General features: G+C 49.2%; 18 protein-coding genes. 6 read left to right on the top strand and 12 right to left on the bottom strand.

Going from position 1 to position 24,690, the window contains the following annotated elements; all coding sequences use genetic code 11:
* Positions 1-11 precede the first annotated feature (11 nt).
* On the top strand, positions 12-2,270 hold the full coding sequence (locus HNQ56_RS01110; protein ID WP_429141914.1) for an alpha-amylase family glycosyl hydrolase: 2,259 nt from the start codon (positions 12-14) through the stop codon (positions 2,268-2,270).
* A gap of 89 nt (positions 2,271-2,359) precedes the next feature.
* On the opposite strand, the gene HNQ56_RS01105 is transcribed toward HNQ56_RS01110, so the two are convergent.
* A complete protein-coding gene (locus HNQ56_RS01105) occupies positions 2,360-3,946 on the bottom strand; it encodes a leucine-rich repeat protein (RefSeq protein ID WP_429141912.1) in 1,587 nt (528 codons plus the stop codon).
* Between the two features lie 252 nt (positions 3,947-4,198).
* Here HNQ56_RS01105 and HNQ56_RS01100 point away from each other — a divergent pair, with 252 nt between their 5' ends.
* Genes HNQ56_RS01100 through HNQ56_RS01090 form a run of 3 tightly spaced genes read left to right on the top strand, consistent with a single transcriptional unit; the run spans position 4,199 to position 6,388 of the window.
* The gene (locus tag HNQ56_RS01100) at positions 4,199-4,522 is read left to right on the top strand and encodes a PadR family transcriptional regulator (RefSeq protein ID WP_429141910.1); all 324 of its coding nucleotides are present in this window, start codon (positions 4,199-4,201) and stop codon (positions 4,520-4,522) included.
* Between the two features lie 16 nt (positions 4,523-4,538).
* A complete protein-coding gene (locus HNQ56_RS01095; protein ID WP_429141908.1) occupies positions 4,539-5,225 on the top strand; it encodes a permease prefix domain 1-containing protein in 687 nt (228 codons plus the stop codon).
* The gene (locus tag HNQ56_RS01090) at positions 5,225-6,388 is read left to right on the top strand and encodes a DUF4097 family beta strand repeat-containing protein (protein ID WP_429141906.1); all 1,164 of its coding nucleotides are present in this window, start codon (positions 5,225-5,227) and stop codon (positions 6,386-6,388) included. Before HNQ56_RS01095 ends, HNQ56_RS01090 begins: the two co-directional genes overlap by 1 nt.
* 184 nt (positions 6,389-6,572) lie before the next feature.
* Here HNQ56_RS01090 and HNQ56_RS01085 read toward each other — a convergent pair whose 3' ends face one another.
* The 9 genes from HNQ56_RS01085 to HNQ56_RS01045 form a co-directional block, all read right to left on the bottom strand.
* Positions 6,573-8,156 (bottom strand): flotillin family protein, encoded by a 1,584-nt coding sequence (locus HNQ56_RS01085; RefSeq protein WP_429141904.1) that lies wholly within the window; start codon positions 8,154-8,156, stop codon positions 6,573-6,575.
* 108 nt (positions 8,157-8,264) lie between these two features.
* Positions 8,265-9,053: a hypothetical protein gene (locus HNQ56_RS01080; RefSeq protein WP_429141902.1), complete on the bottom strand. Its 789-nt coding sequence runs from the start codon at positions 9,051-9,053 to the stop codon at positions 8,265-8,267.
* A gap of 93 nt (positions 9,054-9,146) precedes the next feature.
* Positions 9,147-10,004, bottom strand: coding sequence for a DUF368 domain-containing protein (locus tag HNQ56_RS01075; RefSeq protein ID WP_429141900.1), 858 nt, complete (start codon positions 10,002-10,004; stop codon positions 9,147-9,149).
* A gap of 92 nt (positions 10,005-10,096) precedes the next feature.
* A complete protein-coding gene (locus HNQ56_RS01070; protein WP_429141898.1) occupies positions 10,097-11,374 on the bottom strand; it encodes an ABC transporter permease in 1,278 nt (425 codons plus the stop codon).
* A complete protein-coding gene (locus tag HNQ56_RS01065; RefSeq protein WP_429141896.1) occupies positions 11,367-13,784 on the bottom strand; it encodes an efflux RND transporter periplasmic adaptor subunit in 2,418 nt (805 codons plus the stop codon). Before HNQ56_RS01065 ends, HNQ56_RS01070 begins: the two co-directional genes overlap by 8 nt.
* Positions 13,785-13,890: 106 nt before the next feature.
* Positions 13,891-14,736, bottom strand: coding sequence for a carbohydrate ABC transporter permease (locus HNQ56_RS01060; RefSeq protein ID WP_429141894.1), 846 nt, complete (start codon positions 14,734-14,736; stop codon positions 13,891-13,893).
* Positions 14,733-15,647, bottom strand: a complete 915-nt coding sequence (locus tag HNQ56_RS01055) for a carbohydrate ABC transporter permease (RefSeq protein WP_429141892.1) — start codon at positions 15,645-15,647, stop codon at positions 14,733-14,735. Before HNQ56_RS01055 ends, HNQ56_RS01060 begins: the two co-directional genes overlap by 4 nt.
* A gap of 175 nt (positions 15,648-15,822) precedes the next feature.
* Positions 15,823-17,109 (bottom strand): sensor histidine kinase, encoded by a 1,287-nt coding sequence (locus HNQ56_RS01050; RefSeq protein WP_429141891.1) that lies wholly within the window; start codon positions 17,107-17,109, stop codon positions 15,823-15,825.
* Positions 17,110-17,118: 9 nt separating this feature from the next.
* On the bottom strand, positions 17,119-17,790 hold the full coding sequence (locus HNQ56_RS01045) for a response regulator transcription factor (protein WP_429141889.1): 672 nt from the start codon (positions 17,788-17,790) through the stop codon (positions 17,119-17,121).
* A 169-nt stretch (positions 17,791-17,959) separates the two neighbouring features.
* On the opposite strand from HNQ56_RS01045, the gene HNQ56_RS01040 reads away from it, so the two are divergent.
* The gene (locus HNQ56_RS01040; RefSeq protein ID WP_429141887.1) at positions 17,960-20,233 is read left to right on the top strand and encodes a hypothetical protein; all 2,274 of its coding nucleotides are present in this window, start codon (positions 17,960-17,962) and stop codon (positions 20,231-20,233) included.
* An 81-nt stretch (positions 20,234-20,314) separates the two neighbouring features.
* Complete coding sequence (locus tag HNQ56_RS01035) at positions 20,315-21,100, top strand: endonuclease/exonuclease/phosphatase family protein (RefSeq protein ID WP_429141886.1); 786 nt, start codon at positions 20,315-20,317, stop codon at positions 21,098-21,100.
* Positions 21,101-21,295: 195 nt separating this feature from the next.
* On the opposite strand, the gene HNQ56_RS01030 is transcribed toward HNQ56_RS01035, so the two are convergent.
* Both HNQ56_RS01030 and HNQ56_RS01025 read right to left on the bottom strand, forming a co-directional pair.
* Positions 21,296-22,903 carry a CapA family protein gene (locus HNQ56_RS01030; RefSeq protein WP_429141884.1) on the bottom strand — a complete coding sequence of 536 codons (1,608 nt, stop codon included), beginning with the start codon at positions 22,901-22,903 and terminating at the stop codon, positions 21,296-21,298.
* A 37-nt stretch (positions 22,904-22,940) separates the two neighbouring features.
* A complete protein-coding gene (locus HNQ56_RS01025) occupies positions 22,941-24,602 on the bottom strand; it encodes a GGDEF domain-containing protein (protein ID WP_429141882.1) in 1,662 nt (553 codons plus the stop codon).
* Positions 24,603-24,690 lie beyond the last annotated feature (88 nt).

The following is a 24,690-nucleotide window of genomic DNA, read 5'->3' as shown; positions in this document are numbered from 1 at the left end:
AGGGAGGCTGTATGAGTTTTAAAAAACACCGGGTACTTCTTCTGGTATCCTTACTATTCTTATTAATATTATCCTCTTCCTGTTCCCGACGAGATACTTCCCATCGGGAACAGGAAGGGCTTAACACCCCGACCCCCAGCGCTGCTCCGTCCCCATCTCCCTCCCCGGCCCCGACCAAAGTGCCGGAGGATGAAAAGGGCGCCGATTGGAGTACCTCGGGGAAGGGTTCCCCTATTGAAATTACCAGAAACGGCATTACCTGTGAGGTAAATTCAGCGAGCGGCCTGGTTACCCGGATCGCTTCCGGGGAACGCAGCGTTGCAATGGACGGGATTGTAATTGATGTGGGAATTCAGGAGGCTTTTGCCTTCTCCCAGCTGGGCTACAGCTCCTACGAGGATCTGGCGACCTGGGAATTGCCTCTCGTATGGGCAAAGCTGAAGCCCCTGCCGGCATACGAAGTCCTCGGCATCGAAGAAACAGAGACCGGCTTTACCGTGTCCCTGTCCATCGCTTCCTTAACGGTGGAATATCACTATGAAATGCTGGAAAACGCTCTGAAGGTCTATGGGGTAATTACCACAAAGGAAACTTCCCGGAAGCTTGTAAATGGCGTGGGCTTTCTTGTAAAAGGTTATCAGAGCTTTGATAAGGAAAAGACCACCGCGGAATTCCCCGGAAGCACTCCCCAGGGTAAAATTCCTTTATCCAAATATCCAAAGTATTCGGTAGTCTCCACGGATTATTCCTGTCCTATCATCCAGTTCGACCAGGAAGGCTCCTCTGTCAATGCTCTTTTTGTTGACGAAGAGGAAAAGTGGACCGCCAGCTTCTACAGCGATGAGAACGACAAGCCCTGTTCCGTCTTTCTTGCCGCCGTGGAGGGTTATCTGACGGCCGGGGAACAGATGCAGGTAGGAGCCATGTACCTCCAACTGCCCGATGAGGAAAAGGATGCCTATCTGGCCATTCAGGATCTCTGGACGGAGCTGGGCTACCGCGTTCCCGATAACGGCGTGAACGACGGGCCGGTTTATTCCGCCCATCCTTACGGAACCATGGATACCAGTTATTTTAACAGGCTCACTTTGCAGGAATATGCAGACCAGCTGGAGCAGATTGCCGCCATGGGATTTAAAAATGTATGGCTGCTCCCCATCTTCTATCATACCGGAGATAATGTCTACGAGCCTATTGACCAGGGTGTAATTGATAAGCGCTATGGCGGGGAGGAAGGAGCCCAGGTCTTTATCAACCGGGCTCATGAGCTGAACCTGCGTGTATTATTTGATCTGGTTCCCCACGGTCCAAGGCCGGTCTACCCCTTTGCCAAGGAGCATGATGACTGGATCTCCAAGAAGAAGGACGGCTCGAATCAAATAGAATGGGGATGCGTCTCCTTCGATTACAACAATCCGGGCTATTACAATTATACGAAGGAGCTTATCTCTTATTACGCCAGAGATTTCGGCCTGGACGGCGCCCGGATCGACTGCTCCATGGGCGGACTCTCCAACTGGCAGCCGGTGGAAGGCCTGCGCCCCAGCAGCTCCGGCCTGGCAGCCGGTATTAATATTACCAAAGCAATAAGGGAGGGCTTTATAGAAGCCGATGTAAACCCGATTCTGCTCCCGGAGAACTTTCATCCAAATCCGGCTTTTGCCCAGTACACCGATGTATTCTATGATATGCCTCTGTACCGGACCATGCACAATCTCCATCATGCCAGAATCTCAGAGACAGAATATGTACAGACCTTACAGCACTGGCTGGAGGCAGAACAGAAAACCTCTGTAAAGGGGCAGGTGAAATTGCGCTTCCTGGGAAACCACGACACGGTCACCTGGACCTTCGATGCCCAGCGCGCGCAAACCCTGTATGGGGTGAAGAGAGCAAAGGCATTGTGGAGCATCCTGAGCCTGATTGACGGCGTCCCTTTTATCTATCAGGGAGACGAGGATCCGGCTGCCTACCGCCTGGAGGGTGAGAACCTGGAGCAATTCTTTACCGATCTGCTGAAAGCCCGGAGCCAGTATACCCCTGCGGATTACAGCATTACCTACCTCTACTCCGATACGCCGGTCTTTGCCTTTACCAGAGCGGATGGAAGCGGCAGCAATACCCGCCTGGTCCTGATCAATGTATCGGAAAGCGCTAATTCCTTTCCGTTGGAAGAAGGGCTGGAGATACTTTATACGGACGGAGCATACACACTGGAAGACGGCCATATTCTTCTGGAGCCCTATAGCACTGTGATTATTGAAAAATAAGACAAGAAACACAGGTTACCCCTATATAGGATAGTGAAACACAAAGCTCCTATATAGGGGTGTTTTTATGTCCGGATATATTAACAAGACTATTTCTTAGTCACTGTCACCTTTACCGCTTTATAAAGTCCCGAGGTCCTGGAATAGGCGATAGCATAGGCTGTTCCCGCTTTTTTAGAAGTAATTACGCCCTTGGATGATATCTCAAAAATATCGGTGTTACTGGAATGCCAATAAATATTTTCATTGGAACCCTTTGATAATGTACCGGTTAATGTTATCTTCTTTTTCGCGGCCATTGTAACACTGGATTTATCCACGGATATCTTTGTTGCTTTTTTAATATTCTTTGCAGCGATTACAGAAACCTTACTGCTGAAAAGTGATTTATAAGTAGGGATAGATCCTGTATCTACCTTCACGGTTGTACCGTTTTTAATAGCAGGCGCAATATTTTTTATCGGCTTTTTATTTATGAAAGTAACCAGCTTGAAATTATATAACGCCTGTTTCCCCAGACTCTTGACGGTGCTCGGGAGTATTATGCTGGCTTTATATTGAGGCAAGTTAGAAAATGCGTTGGCTGATATTGTGGTCACACCTTCCGGAACCGATATGAATTGCAGATTGGTTTCATTATTTTCATCGGTTATCATTCTGGAAGGAATCACTTTGCAATTCTTTGATAAAAATAGCAGTTCAACCCGACTGTCAAATACATAGGAATCCATCTCCGTAACCGTATCGGGAACAACAATGACCGTTCCACCGGCTAGAACAAGAGAAGAACGGCCAAGCTTTGCAAGCTGATAGGTATATCCGTTGTTCTTTACCTGCTTTGGTAATGCAAGATAGGAATTGTTAAGTACTCTCTGCGACCAGTCCTTCAATCCATAAGTATGAATACCAAGGAGCTTTACGGTTCCGCTCCCATTCTTAGCGGAGGTAAGCACCTGGTAAATGAAGCCGTTATAAGAGAATGTTTCCCTCTCAATTGCCTCTGTTTCATCGGATGTAATAACCGTTGGTGTTAAATCAATGTCCCGCTCATACAAATCACTTCCGTTATAATAATACATATATTCATGAATAACCTTTTGATAGGCTTCCTTCATTCCCTGGGGAACGATAAACAACGTATCTAATACAGCCGAACCATTGGATGTCTGCTCATAGATACCTCTCGGCACCGTATTACCGGTAAACTCCATGGCTGCTAAATTCGGAAATGCATAACCCGGGTTATAAGCAACGCCAATGAAGGAATCGTCAAATATCAGCTTATTAACACTGCTATAGAATGCGGAATAACTATCATTCCCACAGTAATCATAGATAATACTCACCAATGACACGGTATAGGTTGTATCATTGATGGCCGCGTTACCCGGTATCGTAAATTCTTTTATTTTATCATTACATTCAATGCCGATAAGTCTTACTTCTTTATTCTCTTCGCTTGTAATGATATACCGAAATATTCCATCCTTATATATGGCGGCATCCCGCGAAACACTAATGTAAAGCACATGATTGTCTATTTCAAATTGAGTATCCGTCTGTGCCGCAGATACTTCCCGGCTGGGGATAAGATGAAATAGGGCAGCCGCCATGATAAGCAATTTTAGAAAAATTACGAATTTTCTCTTTTCCGCATTAATAATTTGATCTTTCATTATCTGCCTCCATTCTTGAACATATCCTGTCATAGTTACTATTAAATTTATTCTACCACATAATCATAGCATTGTAATGCTGTGATTATGAATAAAAAGTTAACAATATATTTTCATACAATCGAGCCTGATTTTTCTTCCCGCATGCTCACCCTCCCATTTTTATTCTGTAATATAATTTATTTTAATATATACCTTGACAGGCGAAGTATATGAGAATATAATATAGCTTAAGTAAAGGAGGTATCTCTCATGTCAATTACATCGGATGTAATTCGCGGTCATACAGAGCCCATTATTCTGTCCCATCTGATCGAGGGAGACAGTTACGGTTATCAAATCAACAAGGAAATCATGGAGAAGACCAACAATTTATATGAATTAAAGGAAGCCACCCTGTATTCCGCCTTCCGCCGTCTGGAGGAAGCCGGATCCATTATCTCCTACTGGGGTGATGAGAATGTGGGGGCAAGGCGCCGATACTATGCCATAACGGAAAAGGGCCGTGAGGTATACCGGGAGTACAAAAAGGATTGGGCAGACACAAAAGAAATCATTGATAAATTATTAAAGTAGACGGAGGAAGTATCTTATGAATGAGAGGTTAAGGAATTATATTGAAGAACTGTTTGAAAGTGCTCCTAAGACAAGAAAATCCTTTGAACTGAAAGAAGAACTGCTGGCCAATTCCGAGGAACGGTATCAGGATCTCATCTCCACCGGTGTATCCCCTGACGATGCCTTCAAGCATGTGGTCAGTTCCATCGGTAATGTATCGGAGCTGTTTGCCGGGCTGGAACATGCACAGACCGGGGACAGGGCAGAGCAAGCGGAAAGAACCAGGAAAATCGCCATGATCAAAACTGCCGCGGTAGGTCTATATATCTTCGCCGGCTTCCTGTTCCTGGTTTTTGCCGTACTTGATGATATGTACTCCGTATATACCACCTGGGAGCTTTCTACCATCGGATTGTGTGTCATGATTTTTGTTGCTATCATACCCACCTGTATGCTGGTCTATGTTGCGAATATGTATCCCGGATACCGCAAGCAGGAAGATACCGTTGTAGAGGATTTTAAGGAATGGAAAAGCGGCACTGCCAGGAGTAAGGTCATCAAAGGAGCCGTATCCAGTATTATATGGACCGCTGCCCTGCTGATTTACTTTGCTGTAAGCTTCGCCACCTTCGCCTGGCATATTACCTGGATTGTCTTCCTTGCTGCCGCCTGCGTCCAGGCTATTGCAGATCTGATCTTTCGTTTAAAGGAGATGAAATAATGAGAAAATTTATAATAGCAATGATCGCAGCCCTTAGTGTCATTACCGCCGGACTGATCCTTCTGCTGGTGTTTGTCTTAAACTCCGGCAGCCGGCTCAGTTCCTTCACCGGCGAGATAACTTCCCTTGGCAGTCCTGCTGCAGATCTGGTACGCACCAGCAATTACTCTCTGGAAGGCATTACAGAGCTTACTCTTGAATATTCTTCTGATGATGTCTTCTTCTACGAAAGCGACACCCAGGAGCTGATCCTGAAGGAATACATGAGTATTGAACCGAAGGAGAATGAGCTTACCCAGGTAAAACAGTCCGGTTCCCTGCTGCAGCTCCGTTCCGGAGAGAGAATGCAGCGAAACTGGCTGTTCAATCATTACAACGGCTATGTGGAGGTTTATCTTCCCTCCTCTTATGCCGGCAGCCTTTCCGTCGGTACCTCCAGCGGAAGCATCTCCTCCGACCCTGCTCTGCGGCTTGAACGCTGTGAAGCCACTGCTTCCAGCGGAGATATTTGCTTCAAAGAAGTGGTTGCACCCCAGATTACCGCCTCGACCTCCAGCGGAAGTATCCGCTTTGATAAAGCGGAAGGAAGCCGAGGCTTTACTTCCTCCAGCGGGGATATTATGGTGCTGGGCGGAGACGGTGACAGCAGCTTTTCCTCAACCTCCGGCAGTATTATCATCAAGGAGAATACGGGCAGGCTGAGTGCCGGTGCCTCAAGCGGAGATATCAGCATTACGAAGGTCTTCGGCGATAAAGATATCGAAACTACCTCCGGCGTCATAACGATTTCCGACTGCACCGGCTTCCTCCGTGCCTCCTCCTCCAGCGGAAATATCTCCTGCTCGAACCAGACCGGAGCCGGAAGCTTTGAGACCACCTCCGGCAGTGTTATTGTTGACTGGGCTGGCGGAGTGTCCGCTCTTGATATGGATATCTCGGCAGACACCTCCAGCGGGGACGTATCCTTCCGCATTCCCGAAGCATGGAGCTTCGACTTTGAGGCCAGAACCTCCAGCGGAAGGATCAACACTTATTTTGACGATCTCCTGAGCTTTAAGGATAGAGGGGATCACGCGAAAGGCAGCGTCGGCAGCAACCCCTCCCACCGTATTAATATCTCAACCACCAGCGGGAATATTACAGTAAAAAGCAACGGTAAATAGTAAATCCTCAAGTCAACAAAAAGAACAGGGCCGTTGTAAAATGGATTTAACCTGCCATATACATGTAATTTGTTACTATATCACAATGTATGGAGGAGAAAATTCATTTTGCAACGGCCCTGTCTATTTTACTTAAATACCGCTTCGATTTAATACCGCAATCTCATTCGCAATTATTCTTATATTATTTCACTACTTTATCAATCAACTCTTCACTTACACCGGTCACGTTGATATTCTTCGTGGTTCTTGCCTCCAGGCTGTCTGCCATGACGATGCTCTTCATATCAATTCCCACCGCATTCTGAACCGTATCGAATACCTTGGCAAGCACTGTGGGGACATTATCGGATACGCTATCCACACCTCCGCCATAGATCTTAATATCGGATATCTGTCCGAGAGGCTCTGCAATGGACTTCGCGATCTCAGGAAGCTTCTCGATCAGCTTATCTGCCATAGCTGCTCCGGTATACTTCTTATAAGCTTCCGCCTTCTTCTCCATGGCCTCCGCCTCAGCAAGACCCTTGGCCTTAATGGCATCCGCTTCTGCAAGACCCACCGCACTGATGGCCTTCGCCCTTGCTTCACCGTTGACCGCTTCGGCCTGGGCCTGGGCTTCCGCCTTCTGCTTGATTGCCTCTGCTTCCGCTGCTGCTTCTGCCTTCTTAGCCTCAGCTCTCGCTTCCGCCTCTGTAATCTGGGCATATTTCTTCGCATCAGCTTCTGCTCTCCGCTGTTCCCTCTCCGCATTGGCAGGTTCTACTACCTTGGTCTTCAGCTCTTCACGGGTCTTCTCCGCACGGCGCTGCTCTAATTCGGTCTGCTTCTGCTCTCTTGCAATCTCTACCTGCAATTGGGCTTCCTGCAATTCCTTCTGCTTCTGCTGCTTTAAGATATCCGCCTCCATCTGGGCAGCAATGACATCCTTATAGGTAATGCTCTTCTGGATCTCATAGGCAGCATCCGCTTTCGCTTTCGCTGATTCCTGCTCAATCCGGTACAGGGCTTCCTGCACCTCTTTGGCCTTCATGGCAGCACTGACTTCGGTCTGGGCTTCCAGCCGCGCCTTCTCGCCCTCCTTGGTTGCTTCTGATTTCTTAATCGATTCTTCCTTCAGCGCCAGCGCCTGGGCAATCTCCGCATCCTTCTTCTTCTCTGCGATCTGCTTGGCACCCAGGGCCTTGATGTATCCGTTGGTATCATTGACATCCTTGATGGAGAAGTCCTTCAGCTCCAGTCCCATCTCACCGATCTTGGTTCCTACTACTTCCTGAACCTTGGCGGAAAAGGCTTCCCGGTCATTATAGATCTGTTCCACCGTCATGGATGCAACGATTTCACGAAGCTTACCTTCCAGAATCAGCGTTACCTGCTCCGCAATGGAGGATTGAATCTGATTCTCATTGACACCGCTAAACTGCTCAATTGCCAGATAAATGCTCTCATGGGTATTCCTTACCTTAATTACTGCCGTACCCGCAACATCGATGGGAACTCCCTGGGAGGACATGGTCTGTGAGGTATTCACATTCAATTGGATATTGCCAAGGGAGATTGTGTCCGTACGCTCTAAAACAGGCAATACCACTCCACCGCCGCCGGTGATGATCCGTTTCTTCATACCGGTTACTACCATCGCCTTATCCTGGGGAACCTTCTTCCACATGCTGAAAATACTTACCAGAATAAAGATTGCGACTGCCACTGCCAGTACCGTAATAATGATTGGTCCAAAATTAACTGCGTCACTTACTAATAAAACCATTCTTATCCCTCCATTTTATTGTGTTCTGTGCGTACAGCCGCAATGTGCAGTGTTTGTTTTAATCCCCTTAAGACCGCTGCCTCTATGAAGCTGTACCTGTTCCCTGTGTTACTCATACCTGTTCTTTGGTTCAACAAGACAGATGCCGTCGCGAAGCTCCAGTGCCTTTACGGCCCGGCCCGCCTCCAGCCTGAGGTCTGAATCCGCACATCTGGCCGGATAGCTGACATGCACATTCTTCAAGGTGTCAAAGCTTACCGTCCCCAGCTGGCCCGGAAGAATGGTATCAATCACCTTTCCGTCATACAGCAGCAGCTCATTCTCGTTGATTCCATAATTTCTCGTTTGTACCCGTTTCAGGGTCTTTATAATTGTTTGGATAACCACGGATGCCAGATACCCCGCAATCGCCGCAATTATAAGTGTTATTACATGCCCCCGGCCCAGCATTGTCATGATGGCTCCCACCGCTCCAAAGCCTACGGCCAGAGCGGACAGTGACATCAGGGAGGTAGGGACAAGTCCCAGGGAAAAGGCGGAGCTTATCTCTGCTCCTGCCGGTGCCTGACCATCTAAAGCATGAGCATCACCGGTGTGGGCTTCATAATGGTGGCCTGTCAATCCATGACCGAGTAATCCATGACCTGTCAGCCCATGGCCTGCATCCAGATCCAGTCCGGGATCGGCCCCGATATCCCCGCCGATATCAATACCGGGATCAATATCCAAGTCAACGTCCAAGTCAACGTCCAGGTCAACATCCAAATCGATATCCGTATCCACTCCCACATCCATATCGACGTCCGTATCCGAACCGCCTCCAAGGGCTCCCATGATGACACTGAGAACGGGAAGTACCGCGCCTCCGGCAAAGAAACATAGATAGAACGTTATCACTTCGTAGACCCCCTTTTCACAACCTAAATTGAGTATAGCATATTTTCACTGCCAATGCGAGTTTCTAATGTAATTTTAACACAATTACAAGAATCAATCATTAGAAAATCTAGACAGGGAAAGTATTGCATAATATCCCAGAATGAAAGTTACAACGGACAGAATGGCAGATGGTATCCACCAGGCAAAACCTGCCCCGTCCGGTACGGCAGGGATAATCTTATCCCGGAAGATCTCTGAGGTGGAGCCCAGAACAAAGCCGATAATCATGCAGTAGGTCTGGTGGGGGAATTTATTCATGGTCCATTCGATAGGCTTGGTAATCAAAAAGATTCCGACTACCGTGGATATCCCTATCACCCCGATATAAACCAGGTCAAAGCCGGTGATGGCCGCCAGCATCGTATCATACATTCCCAGCACCAGAAGCATATGGGAGGTGCTGATTCCCGGAAGCACCAGGGCGAGGGCAATAATAATCCCCGTCACCAGCACCATCAGATAATGGCCAATTCCCGTTCCCGTACTGATGTCAAAATTGCCGGTAGGCAGAAAACCAATGGAAATTACAATAATAAAACCAATGAGAAAGTAGATTGCAAAGGACAGCTTCCGTGTCGCTGCCTCTGTTCTTTTATAGAGTGCGGGAATACCGCCGATGACCGCTCCCAGAAAGAAAAAAGATACCGGCAGGGGGAACTTCTCCAGCAGCCATTGGATGACAAAGGCCAGGGAGCCGATACCCGCTGCCGCACCGATACAGAATTTCATTAAAAATAAAAAGTTTCCCTTAATATCCTTCAGAAAATTACTGATGGAACCGATCAGCCTATCATATATTCCAAGCAGGATCGCCATGGTTCCGCCGCTGACTCCCGGTACGCTCATGGACGAACCAATGATGAAGCCCTTTAGTAAGATTAACACATTGCCTTTTAATTTGCTGTTCATCGTCTTTATACTCCTTATTGAAATAATTTCCTTGATCTTCCCATTCAATTATATAGAAGTATACTATGTTAAATTCCGATTGTAAAGACCAGCTATTCGTTCCTTGTCACATGTCCGGTTATAATAGAGCAGCAGGTCTTATAGCCTTTTCTGGCCCATCGGAGGCAACCCTCTGCCAGCATATAAAATAACGGCATTCCCAGATAGGCTCTTGGAAGGGGGAAGGGTCTCCCAAAGGAGAACAGAAGACAGATTACAGCGCATTCCAATACTGCCGCCGGAAGCAGGCTGCCGGTCTCCCGACGCCTGTTGACAGGCAGAAGATTTCGGTATATTCTCAGCGCCAATATACCGACAGCTGCCACAGCCGTACAGGTCAAACAGTTTTGGATATACTGCTTTAGTAAGATATCTTTATAATTGGGAGTAATATAATCCATGCCCCGCCTCCATTCCAGGAAATCGGCGTATCTCCTGCTCCAGAAGGAAAAATCGGACCATTTTGCAGGAACGAGCTGTTGGGGAAAAAATACCTCAAATTCCATCATCCAGAAAAGCAGGGGCCAGATGCATAAAAGTAACAGAAAAAGACTGACGGCCTGAATCGGGATGCTCCTTCTCCTCCAGAGAATCGCACCCACCTCATACAGCAGGCAAAAGCCCATAAGCCACGCCGGCAGCAGAGCCGCCAGGGAAAGGCCCCTGGAGATCAGATATCCGTCAATCAGGGTATAGCTGCCGCTAATTCCATACCGTCTCAGCAGCTCCTCAGCCTGTTGTCCGCCGCCGCTTTCGGCTGCAAAGGTCAGTTCCAGATTGGCATAGTCCATTTTCTCCAATTCCCGCACAATAAGGCATATCGCTTCTCTGGAATGAAGGATGCCCCGCACAAGGTAGGATTCACCGTCATAAGACACCGAATTCCCCAGCGCATCCATTGTGCCAAACAGACCGTATGCCGTATCCTCGTCAATCAGACAGCCTTGAAGGTCATCTGCTGCCGGTATATATCCGCCGGCTATTTGAATCGGATATGCCCGTTCCATGTCACCGGATACTTCGATCAGTGACAGCTTTCTTTCCTGCGGATACACCACTATCCCGCTGCTTAGGATACCCACTTCAATAAGCTGTCTCTCCTTCCTGTTCCAGGCGGTGATTCCTTTCAATCCTTTCTTTTCTCCTTCCATTTCCTGCTCTGCCATATAGGCGAGGGTCCGACCCTCCACTGTCCCTTCCTCTATCCGGATGCTGACAGCCCGGTAATCCTCTTCGATGCAGCGGCTATAATATAGTGCGGTTCCCCATAGGGCATAGATCAGGGCAAACAGAAGGAGAGGAGCCGCACGCCCTTTGATAATGCTATTCATTCTTCTCATTAATCCTCACCCGGTCCCCCTCCTCAATGCTTTTACTGCTGCTGACAACAACTCTGTCCCCCGAGCCGAGCACTGTATCCACCGCCGCGGTTTTGCTGTCTTTCTCCAGCACAGTAACATTTACCCGGTAGACGGTCTGCTCCCGGCCCAGGCTGGTGTTCGTCTCTCCGATTACCAGAACATAATTCATCTGATGGGAATCGATCCGTATCGCTTGAAGAGGCAGTGTCTTTGCATATTTTCCGGATGTTTTGCTGACAGTATAGGACACGGTCTTTCCAATATCATATATTCCCAATGAAGTATGATCGCCGGAAGGAAGTTCTGCCGTCAGCTCCGCCATTCCCTGGACATCTTCCCGGCCTATGCTTTCTATGATAGCCGTTATCGGCTCCCGCCTGTCACCGCTTGAGAGCAGGATCTCATCTCCGACCTCCAGATGCTCTGCTTCCTCCCTTGATACCTTCGCTTGAAACAGGTAATTTTCCGTAGAAATGGACACCTTTTCTGCGCCTGTAATTCTGCTTCCCACACTCACGCCAATGTTTTTTACCTTCCCCGCACAGGGAGAAAGGACTTTGCCCTCCTGCTTCAGCAGCTTTTCCGCCGCTTCCACTGCTTCTCTGTGCTGCTCCACCTCCATTGCAAGAAGATCATTGGAGATCCGGTTTATCTCCTGCTTCGTCCGGTTGGAGCGCAGGGTATCCGAATCTTTCTTCTTGGCCTTATTCAAGGCCATCCTGGCATCCTCAAGAACCCTTTCGGCACTGTCCAGCTGGCTCTCCTGGGCCTGCAGCTCCTCACCGTAATCATACTGCTGCTCCTTAATCCGGTCACAGACCTCCTGGGCCTTACTTTTATTCTCCCCGGCTTTATCCAGGCTCTCCCGGGCCTTGTTCCGGTTTTCTATCCCCTTATCCTCATCCTTCTCCAGTCCGGCCAGCTTTCTTTCCCACTGCAGCTTCGTACTTTCCAGTTCTTCCCGTTTTACCTCCACCAGCTCTTCGGCGCTGCGGATAACCTGGCGCTTTGCGTCATCCTCCTGGTAAACGATGGAGAAAAGGCTCTGCCAGGCCATCGCAGCATTTGCTTCCGAGCCGCTTTGAATTGCGGCACCATAAGAAGCGATGGCGTCACAAAGCTCTTTGTCCCTCCCGGCTTCTTCCTTCCATGCCTCATAGGCATCCTCATAAGCGCGGATATATGCCGCCTTCTGGGCGGTCGTCAGATAGGAGCCTGATTCTGCCGCTGTAATAAATGCCAGCTTATAATCCTCTCTGGCTCGGTTGAGTTCCTTCAGCAGAGCCTTTGCTGTTTTCACATGCCTCCTGTATTCTTCCTCACCGTAATAGCACCAGAAGATCGGAAGCTGGGCCCGGATCAACGCATCCTGACAGTCTTCCGTGGTGGTTTCCCTATCGGATGTCCCTGTGTCTGAGGCCGGATTCTCTGACTGGGCATAGAGTTTCGTCAGAATTTCATGGAAGCTGTTGTCGATATTCATCAAGGTGGCGCTATACTCCCGGTCATCAAAAGCAATACTGCCGGGATCCCATACCGGGTCCCCATCCTCTTTTTGGGAGGGTGCGGCGATCTTTACCTTGCTGTCCAGCGCCGCAGCACGGTATCCTGCGATTGCAGCTTCCGCTTTTCTTTTACCGGCAGACAGCTCTTCCAGAGCTTCTTCCGCCCTGGCGTATGCTTTCTCTGCCTTGAGCATAGCCCGGTCACGATCCTCTTCCGCCTCCAGCTTCCATTCCTGGACCTCCTGATAGGCTCTTTCGGCCTCCATGCAGGCTTCTTCTGCCTCCCGGTATGCTTCTTCCGCTTCCTCCAGCTCTTCCTGCCTTGCCTTATCTATCGATGACCTTGCCGCTTCCAGTCTCGTCCGAGCCAGTCCGGCATCTAACTCCGCTCTTCTCAGTGCGAGAGCTGCCGCCTCCTCTTCCTCCGCTGCTGCCGACGCCGCCGTCTCCTGGGCCAGCTCTTCCTTCTCCCTGTTGAGTTCTGCAATGGTAAGCTCCCGCCGGAGATCCTCACATATGGTTTCCAGTCCTTGCAGATCATAGATAAAAAGAAGATCCCCTTCTTCAACCGGCTGGCCTTCCTTTACTGCAATTTCCGATATCCTGGCCCCATCATAGAGCTCCAGATATTTCTCTGTTTTGGCTTCAATGGAACCGGTTCCCGTGATAATATAATTTAATACGCTGCTCTTTGCCTTTACTGCTGTTACCTTTGCAACGGTTACCGAATCCGCGGCACGGGATACCCCTGTCAGCAGCAGCATTAGTATAAAAAAACCGATCAGCAGACGCTTTGCTGCCTCCTGCAAGGTTGGTTTTTCCGCTTCCGGTTCTCTGGCAAGCTGCTTTATGATATATTCCTTCATCCTTCCCATTCTCTTTCACCTTTCTTTCCATTCCTTCTACCCGCCAATCCCTGACCCTGTCTTCCTTTTCATCCCTCTTGATCCCCTTCTTACCACCTTGTCTGTACTTTGGCCGTTATTCTTTAATTCCGGAAGCTACAATCCCTTCTTCTATATATTTCTGATCGGACAGAAAAAACAGCAGCGGCGGCATCATAGCGATCACGCAGGCTGTCAGTGCAACTCCCAGCTCATCCATGGCAATTCCGGGAAGATACAGGGACATGGGCCACAGGGATTTATCCTTTAGAAAGGTAATGGGCTGCTCAATTGCATTCCATCCCTCCAGAAAGCCCAGAATTCCGGCAGAGATAATCCCCGACGCACCCAGGGGCAGTCCGATATGCAGAAATATCTTTCCCTCTCCTGCCCCATCTATTTTAGCTGCCTCAATCAGAGCCCGAGGAATGGTTCTGAAGCTTTTCTCCAGGATGAATACGGGAAAGGTGGAAAAAAGCATGGGAACGATCAGGGCCAGGTGGGTATTCATCAGCCTCAGCCGGTCAAGCACAAGATAGCTTGATACCATCGTTACCTGAAAGGGCATGATCATCAATGCGATGTACAATAAGAACAGCGCTTTCTTTCCCCGGAACTGAAAACGCGCAAAGCTCCAGGCGGCAGGAAGTGCAATGATCAGCTGCCCGGCCACACCGGGAATTACCTGAATGCAGGAATTCCAGAACATCGGAAAGAATTGGGGCGTATCCAGCAGCAGCTCCGCGTAGGGTCGGAGAGTGGGGTAGCCGGGGAACAGATGCCAGGATGCATACCCCTCCCTCTGTCCTAACACCGCCCCGATGCTTTCCTCCACCTCGGCAGCTCCCATAAAGGAACCGGAGACCAGCATCCACAGAGGGAGCCAGATGAGCAGGGCCATGAGGCAGAGAATTAAAAAGTTAAGATACCTCAGCTTCTTCATTCCTCCACCCCTCTTCGCCCCAGACCATGAAGCAGCAGAAGGAATAAGATAAATACTGCTGCCAGCATAGATGCCGCGGCACACATTTTCTGAATATCCAGTGAAACAAACCAGTTATTTAACAGATGCTGAAGCATATAAATACTGCTCTGGGGATAAGCCCCCGCCACCAGATAGGCTTCACGGAATACCTTGAAGGAATTGACCAGGGACATCACTGCCGCAACAAACAGAGTCGGCAGCAGCCCCGGCAGAGTGATATAAAAGAACTTTCCCAATACCCCTGCCCCGTCGATGGCAGCCGCCTCGTAGACCGTCTCCGATATACTGCCCAAACCGGACAGCCACAGCACACAGTCATAGCCCGCATTCTTCCACACATAGCTGAATACCAGCACCAGAAAGGCATAATCCGTATTCATCCAGTCCACCGGCCGGCTGCCCAGCCTCACCAGCAGATGATTCAATAAGCCCTGGTTATGAAAGAAAATCTTCCACAGGAGGGCCACCGAGGCAACCGGAACAGCCATGGGAATCAGAAAGGATACCTTAAAGAAGTCTCCCCGGTGCTGCATCATTACGGATAGCAGCAGGCTCAGAAGCAGCAGCAGGGGGATGCAGACCAGAATAAACCTCCCTGTATTTCCTGCTGCCAGGCGGAATGCTTCATTTTCCAGTACGGTCCGGTAATTCTTAAGGCCGACAAACCTTCCCCCCATGGCTTCAAAGAAGGATCTTCGCACCGCATCCAGAAAGGGAAGCAGGACAAACACCGCGATGCCCAGAAGGCTGGGAAGCAAAAACAGCCAGGCTGTTCCTGTTTCCCGCCGTCCCAGCCGGTGCCTGACACCGCCGCGCAGGTGCCTGACACCACGACAGGCATTACCTTGCCTTATTATTTTTAATATCATCTCGAAAACCACACCCTTACTGCAATAATATTTATCTGCGTATCGTTTACTGGCAGTATAGCTGGGAAATCTCTAAATAACCTTTAAAAAACAAAGAAAGCCGCCGGGCTGGATGATATACATCCTAAACCCGGCGGCGTTCGGTGCCTGACACCGATTTGGACACCGATTTGCGCTACAGCGGGAGCTTTACTGCAAAGGTGGCGCCTCCTCCCGGAGTATCCCGGATGAGGATCTCCCCATGGTGGAGCTCCGCCAGCTCCCTGGCGATACTCAGCCCCAGTCCGAAATGCTTCTTATCGGTTCTGGACTGATCTCCGCGGTAGAAGCGCTCAAAGACACGTTTCTTCTCCTCCTCGGGAATTCCCTTGCCGTGATCTTCTACCTCCAGGATCACACAGCGCTTTTGCTGATATGCCCGGATCACAATCCTGCCCCCTGCGGGAGTATGGCTCATGGCATTATCCGCAAGGATGGTTATGATCTGCCTGATGCGCTCCTTATCCCCATTCATGCTGCTGAGAGCTTCCTCGGGAAGCTCCAGGGAGATTTCCGTCTGCTTCTCATTCAGGCAGCTGCATATCATGTCATAGCATTCGATCAGCAGCGTATCCAGATCCAGCGGCTCCGGCTTCAGCTCCCAGCGCTTTGCGTCCGCTGCCGCCAGTAAGAGCATATCCTGGATCAGCCGGGTCATCCGGTCGCACTCGGTCTCCACATGCCCAAGGAATTGGTCCGCCCTGGTTACATCCTCACGGATGGCGGATATTCCCGTCTTTATCACCGTAAGCGGGGACTTAAGCTCATGGGAAGCCGCGGCAATAAATGCATTCTGATTCTCCTGCCCTTCCTCCAGCGGCCTGATTACCTTGCCGATATAGAGGGAGCTGATGAGGAACAGGGCTGCTACGCCGGCCAGATCAATAGCGGCAAAAAACAGGATTTGCCCTGCTCCGTTCCCGGAACGCAGACGATTTTCTGAAAATACCATAATCGTCTGCCAGCCCTTACGGGTAGGGATGTTGACCCCCATCCCCAGATAGGAGCCCTGCGCCTTAAAATCCAGGGACAATACGGCAGTCTTCTCCGCTCTTGCGTACAGAGGCCGCCGGTCGAGGACCACACCTTCCCGGGCGGCGCTCTCCTTGATCGCCGCCGCCAGCTGCTCCGTATCTGTCCCGGTCTGTATCTGATAACGGCTTGCCAGCCGCTTTCCGTTCTCCTCCACCAGGATGATATACTGATTTTCCAATTGTTTTTGAAGCATCCAGGAGCTATTAATGATATTCTCCGTGCGGATTTTCTCCACAATCTGCTCCGCATTGGCCAGGAAGAGAATTTTCTCCTGCTGGCTGTTCTGCTTGTAATTAAGGATGGCGATCCCTATAATAATAACAGTCAGTATTATGCTGGTGGTAATGCCGTAGAGAAGCACCAGCCTGATTTTCAGTTTTTTAAACACAGCCTCCTCCTATTCCACCAGTTGGTAACCGATCCCCCGGATTGTCTTGATTGTTGCCCGGCTGTGGACTGATTTCAGGCGTTTCCGAAGAAAACAGATGAAATTGTCCAGATTCCCGTCCGTCACAAAGCTGTCCGCTCCCCAGACACGGGTGAGCAGCATATCCCTGGTGAGAATCTGCCCTTTATTCTTGATAAAAAAGCTTAGGAGATCCCCCTCCCGCCTGGACAGGCTGCAGGCCTCCTTCTCCTTCACGATTTGCATAGTAGCCGCGTCCAGGATAAAATCAGAGAAATACAGCCGTTGGAAATTCTCAATCCTGGCCGGGCGTCTTGCCAGAGCCCGAACCCTCGCCAGAAGCTCCTCGGTATCAAAGGGCTTGGTCAGATAGTCGTCCGCCCCGGTGTCCAGCCCCTCGATCCGGTTCTTCAAGGTATCCATGGCGGTTACCATAATAACCGGAGTGGTGATATTCTGCCGCCGGAGCTTATCAAGAATGGTCAGCCCATCCATTCCGGGAAGCATCCTGTCCAATACAATGACATCGTAGGTCTGCTTGCCCGCATAGAACAAGGCATCCTCCCCGTCATGGCAGAAATCTGCTTCCATATTATTTTTCTTCAGCTGGTACTCTAAGATGGAACACAAGTCCTTATCGTCCTCGATGATCAGAAGATACATCCTCCGCAGCTCCTTTCCTTGCCGGAGCCTATCTTCGACTCCGGGGCATTGTCCGGTGAAAAACTTACAAATTATTCTGTTTTTTAAGGTTGGTTAGAGATAAGCATTTTATAACATATTTATAGTTTGAATGCAACCTGTGAAAAACGAGGTTCGAAAGGAGCAAGAAATGATAAGAAAGAAATTTTTATGCTGTATCCTGATAATTTGCTGCATCCTGGCCGGCTGCAGCCAGAAGGAGCCCGCGGCAGAAAACCGTCCCCGGGAGGGAGAAACTGCAGGCAGCAAAAAGGAGGACGCCCCTTCCCAAAGCCAACGCCCTTCCAATACAAAGAAGGCAGGCGGCTCCCTCAAGGGACGCTATGTGGAAAAGGAGCTTTCCCTGCCGGAGGATACCAAGGGGAGTTCCCTGCAATTAGCCAGAAATGACCAACAGATTCTCCTCTACAGCTTTCATGAAACTCCCTTTTCCATCACCTGTTACCAATTAGAAAACGACGGAACCTGGACGGAGATAACACCGGCATGGATCAAATCCATTCCTTCCCTGCCGAAAGGCTGGACCTACCGCCCGCAGGTTATGGAGGACGGCAGCGGCAGCCAGTATCTGTTTTATTTTGAATTGGGCGATCCGGGTCTGAAGGCACATCTGCTGCGCTCCAAAGACGGAATGACCTATGAGACCCTGTACCCGGAGGGATGGAATGACCCGGAATACGGCACCCTCACCTACCCTTCCATGGTATCTGTGATGGAGAGCGGAACAATCGCCGCTATTTTCTCCAACGGAGAGGTCTGCCTTTACAGCAGCACGGATCAGAAGCTTTTGTCCACCGTCAATGACTATCATTACTCCTCGGATTTTCTTCACTGTTCCGGGACTAAGCTCATTCTGGGCCAATGTGATGAAAATTATCAGATCAGGAGCATCATCGTATACGATACCGCTGACCGGAGCAGCGCCGGCTATCCTTTTGAGGTTTCCCTGGATGACGGTTATTTATATTCCGATCATATCGGCCAGGATCTTCTGCTGTGCAATAAGAAGGGAATTTTTAAGCTGGAGGAGGGCACCTCCCTATGGAACAGCGTGCTGGACGGCAGCATGACCTCCCTGGCCGTGCCTACCCTGGAAACCGTCGGCTTTACCGCGGATTCCCAGGAGAACTATTATGCCCTGTTTTATGACAGCGGCAGCAGCTCTTTGATGCAGTACAGCTTTGACAGCAACGTCGATACCCTGCCTTCCGATGAATTAAATATCTATTCCCTTACAGATAACAATACCCTGAGGCAGGCAGCGGCTGTCTTCCAGCAAAATCACCCCGATATTAAGGTGAACTTCACCACGGCTATGACAACCGAGGAATTCTGGAAGGCGGATCTGGAGACCAAGGAGGATTATATCCGTGCCCTGAATACGGAGCTTCTTGCCGGAACCATTTACGATATTCTCGTCCTGGACGGTCTCCCTGCTGATTCCCTGATGGAAAAAGGCGTTCTGGCAGATATCCGTGACCTGCTGCAGCCAATGATTGATGACGGCACCCTTTATAAAGGAATTATGGATCATTACCTCCGGGAAGGAAGTATCTACATGGTTCCTGCCAGATACAAAGTCAATATGCTCTTTGGCACCGGCGCGGATACTGAAAAGCTGAACTCCCTGGAGGCCCTGGCCGATTATGCCGCTTCCCATAAGGATGCTCCCATGTTCGGCACACTTACACCGGAGGCTCTGGTGGATATTCTCTTCCCTTATGAAACAGCTTCCCTGCAAAGCTCCGACGGCAGGCTAGACCGGGAGCAGCTGCTTCGCACGCTGCAGCAGTTAAAGCTTGTAGGTGACCGGTGTACCATTGTGGAAAATTATGATGACTTCTCCTTCCGCGGCAACAGTGAGATGAATCTCAGGCTCGGCGAATATCTTTACCTGGGATCGATCACCGGTTTTCGACGTGCCGTAGCCCCCTTTGGTATGGTCAAGAAAGTCAGCGGATATTACACCTCCTATGCCAACTCCTTTACCCCCGGCTGTGAGCTGGGAATCAGCAGCCAAAGCAGGCAGCCCGAGCTTTGCAGGGAATTCCTTCGCACCGTCCTGTCAGAGGAAGTTCTGGAGAATGAATTTTACGACGGCTTCCCCATCAATTCCAAAGCGCTTCTTACCTCCTCCCGTCAGGATCGGAGCAATTATTCTGAGGTAGCCTCTATCGTCGGCCAGGATGGAGAGGAAGAAATGATATCCTTTTCCGCTATTGATGAGCAGCAGGTAAATGCTCTTTTAAAGATATGTTCTTCTGTTTCCAACCGGGTTATCTCCGATGAGCATGTGCTGGGGGCTATTAAGGAGAAGGCCGGCGAACTCCTGGCAGGAACGCTTACCGCAGAGGCCGCGGCCGATGCCATTATTGCAAAGCTGAATATCTATTTGTCCGAATAACTGGCTGGTAAACCGGAAGCAAGTATTGTATAATATAAGCTGACAAAAGATAACTACTATACTTGGGAATGGAGAAAAAGCATGAAACTAGTTACCTTTAATATACGGTGTGATTACGGGCAGGATGGGAATAATAATTTTTGCTACAGGAAGCCGATGATTCTGGATAGAATACAGAGGGAGGCCCCCGATGTCATCTGTTTTCAAGAGGTTCTGCCCCATGTTGCGGCATGGCTCAAGGAGTGCCTGCCGGATTACTATATTATTGGCTGCGGCAGGGATGAGGACCTTCAGGGCGAGCAAACATGTATCGCCTACAAGAAGTCTGATTTGAATTTGCTGAAGATGGATGTATTCTGGCTCTCGCCAACCCCGATGCTGCCCGGCTCCCGCTATCCGGATCAAAGCAATTGTCCGCGCACCTGTACCATGGCGCTGCTGCAGCACCTGGAAACAAAGCAGCTCTACCGTATTTACAACACCCATTTGGACCACCTTGGAAGCGAAGCCCGCCGCCTGGGATTGAGCCAGATTCTCATGCGAATCCGGCAGGAAGAAGATTTTGTCCAGGCTCCCGCTATATTAGCAGGGGATTTCAATGCTTTCCCCAATTCCGCAGAAATGGAAGTCTTAAGGTCATATGCTGACCGCAACGGATGCCCGCAGCTTGTCGATCTGACTGCGGGGATTCAGAGAACCTTCCACGATTTTGGACGTACAAAAAGTTTCGAAAAAATCGATTATATCTTTATTGAGAGCGGCATTTCCTGCCGGGAGGTTTCTCTCTGGGAGGATTGCAAAGACGGGGTATATCTGTCCGATCATTATCCCGTTTGTGCTGATCTCATGCCTTGCCGCAACGTATAACATATACTTAATTTCAATATATTGTTTGGCTGAGTAAGAGGGACTGTCGCAAAATAGACTTGTGAAAAATATTGCATAAAAAATGCGTCTTGACTAAGCTTCAAAAGCTGTTTAAGGCGCATTTTTGTGCTATTAATAGGATTATTTTGTATAAACTGCTATCATCGATTCATTTTGCGACGGCTCTTTTCTTTTTTATTTGCTTAGAATAATTCGTCCGTTTTTATCAAAGGTAATGCCATACGGCCCACAATACCCATTGATTTTCTTCAAAATCCGGGTCTTCTCCTTCCCTGTGCTGGGGGTGGGCTGATAATTATTGCGCTGGCTCGTGGAGGATACGGAGCAGGGAATAATACGGACATCATCCGTCTGCACCAGCTCATCATTATGGAAGGTGAAGGTCTGCTGAAAGATCATGGTATCCTTATCCGCCGGATTGGTATTGCCGCCGAAGCAGAAGTTGCCCAGGCTGTATACGATATAGGCATCCTTATATTTTTCTACCGGTTGGAGAACATGGGGATGATGCCCCAGCACCAGATCTGCTCCGCCTTCATCCACAGCAATCCGGCCCAGCTCCCTCTGTGCCTTGGTTATGCGGCTGCTTTTTTCTATTCCCCAGTGAAAGCTGACAATCAGAAGATCCGGTTTCTCTTTTTTTACCGTCTTTAAAGCTTTTCTCAGTATGGTCTTGCTATCGGTCCTTCCGGTCTCCTGTATGGATACCATGCCGATTTTCATTCCTTTTACTTCATACACGCCAATTGTTTCATAGGAAGAGTAGACCAGTCCCGCTTTCCCAAAGCTCTTGATGGTATCCGTATAGCTGATCTCGCCGTAATCTCTGACATGATTATTGGCAAAGGCTACCGCCTCTACCGAGCCTTCCTTCAAAATATTAATATAGGAGGGCTTTCCCCGGAAGGCCCATTTCTTATCTTCCCTCTTCCCCTGATTGCTTAAGGTTCCTTCAAAATTAACGATGGTCATATCATCCTTTTCAAAGATGGGTTTTACATTTTTGAAAAAATATGCATCATCCTTCTTCTTATTATATACCGAGAAGAAATTCACGCTGGCAGGCTGCTTAATATCACTGGACAGGGTACAGTCCCCTGCCGCACTGATGGTAAGTGTGATGTCCTTCGATACGGTAACCTTGCATTTGGCCCTGGCTTTCCCCAGCGTTACGGTTATGGTTGTGCTGCCCCAGTGAACTGCTTTCACCTTACCGCTTTGATTTACTGTAGCTACCTTGGTATCACTGCTCTGATAACGAAGCTCTTCGTCCGTCTGATTCTCCTCCGTCAGTTCGGCCGTCAGCACTGCGGATTTCCCCTGCTGCAGGGAAAGGCTCTTTGCACTGAGAATAATCTTTCCTCCGTACTGCTCATCCTCCTGCGCTTCCCCGCCTTCTTCCGGATCTGTTCCGTCCCCCGTCAGCTCATCCTCTATCTGCTCACCGCTGGCCGGCTCATCCTCTGTTTCCTTGCCAGCTGTCTGTTCCTTATCCTTTTCGTTGTCAGTTGGCTGCTCGTCTGCCTCTTCCTTACCGGATGCTGACTCATCCGCGGTCTGCATTTCATCTGTTTGACCGGCATCCGGCTGTGTTTCCTCTATCTTATCTTCCGCATTCCCCTGCTGATCCGTATTCTCCGCCTGTATTTCACCCTGTACCTGGTTCAGTATCTCCCCGTTCCTTACTATCGGAGATGCCCATCCCGGATCCGCACTCCTGGCCAGCATAATCAGAATACATCCCAGTCCCAGCAGACTTCTTGTCAGTCCATGCTTGCTCATTTTACTTCCGTCCTTTTCCCCCGCACATTATTTATCTTTAAACCGGTTGTCCACCCTCATTCACTGCCTTATTCCCTTCCTTTACCGTACTCACTTCATACGCGGTATGTACTAAGCGAATGTCGTTCTTGCTGGCGCGCTTTACCCAATACATGGACATATCCGCAGCATAGAAGTAATCCCAGATCTTATTTCCCTTCTTGGGCACAGAATTGCGTATTCCCTGGGATATGGTAATCATGGGCTGTTTCTCATCCTTGCCGCAGCAGAGCTTCAAAGCAATGACATCCTGCTTCAGCTTTCCCGCTATCTCCAGAATCTCATCATCGGTCTTATTCTCATATACTATAATGAACTCATCCCCTCCATAGCGGGCACAGAACATTCCCTGCTCCATCAGGGCATTGAGCAGCTTCGCCATCTTCTTCAGACATTTGTCTCCGGCTTGATGGCCAAAGGTGTCATTATATTCCTTAAAGCAATCAATATCAAATATCTCAACTCCCAGGCTTGTCTGGTTACGATAGGCCCGTTCAAAAGCAATCTCGGTGTATTCATTCAGCCTTTCACGGTTGGGGAGCCTGGTCAGAGGGTCCCTCTGTGACTTCTCAAGAAGAACCTTATTCTCTTCCTGTACCACCGTATGCTTTTCCTTAATCACTTCCAGATCCAGGCGAAGCTCAATGGCATTCCTGGCATTTGCCTGCTTCTCCGCTTCCAGGTGCTCCGAAAGTATGACATAATCGGCACAGGCACGCATATAGTCCGTTTCATTATGTATCAGCTTGTAGTATTGCAGCTTATGCTTTAACACCTTTAGCTGCATATTGACGATTCCCGCCTGCCCGGTCAGCAGCTCCACCCGTTTCAGCACCCTCCAGAGATCATGATAGTTTCCTGTCTCTCTTAGAACCTCACAGAGCGTAAACGTTTCGTCGTAAATATCCAGCAGGGAGGATGTCTCTTCTATTACCGTGATCATCTGTTCCATCCGCTGATCCCGTTTATCATATTCCTCCATTTTATGAAAGAATAATATTTCAAAGCAGAGAATTACAATGGGATAATGACCGTCGCCTTCCAATCCTTCCTTCTCCTTCTGTATCAGGTCAAACCATTGAACTGACGCTTCCTTGTCTCCAATCTGCAGATAGCAGCGCGCAATGGTAGTCTCCGCGATCATCCGTCCGCGGCTGCTGTTTTGATTCCCCTTATCCTTATGAAAGCAAATCAACGCCTTGTCCAGATAATGAATTGCCGTCTTATATTCCCGGAGAGAAGCATAGATCTGCCCGATATTGCCATTCACAAGGCCGGCTTCGTAATCCAGTCCATATTCATTGCAGTATTTTAGGGAGGTCAGGTAGTAGTCAATGGCCGCCGGGATATTACCCTGGTTATCCGCATTGATACCAAGCATATTGTAAGATTTGGAGAGGAGGCTTATCAACGGAACCTTAAGCTGGTACTCCAATCCCTGGACTAATTTCTGAATGAACTTATCATACTGATTGCAGTCAAAATATGCTTCTGCAAGATAATAATAAGCAAAGCCCAGCAGTTTATCATCGTCCTCTCCCTCGCCAATGCTGATTAATTTCTTACATATCTGCTTCACTTCCTCCGGACGTTGTATCCGTACCTCCAGCACCTGACTAATTTGCTCTTGTATATGCTTATCGTACTCGTTGAACTCCATAATGTCTTCTCCGCCATTGCCTTAAGGTTCTTCTCTGTGCACCAATGCTGCAGGCTTATATCCGTCGTGCTCCGTACATAAATCATAA

This window comes from Anaerotaenia torta (assembly GCF_050433395.1).
Taxonomy (GTDB): domain Bacteria; phylum Bacillota; class Clostridia; order Lachnospirales; family Lachnospiraceae; genus Mobilitalea; species Mobilitalea torta.
This window is presented reverse-complemented; position numbering and strand designations above follow the sequence as displayed.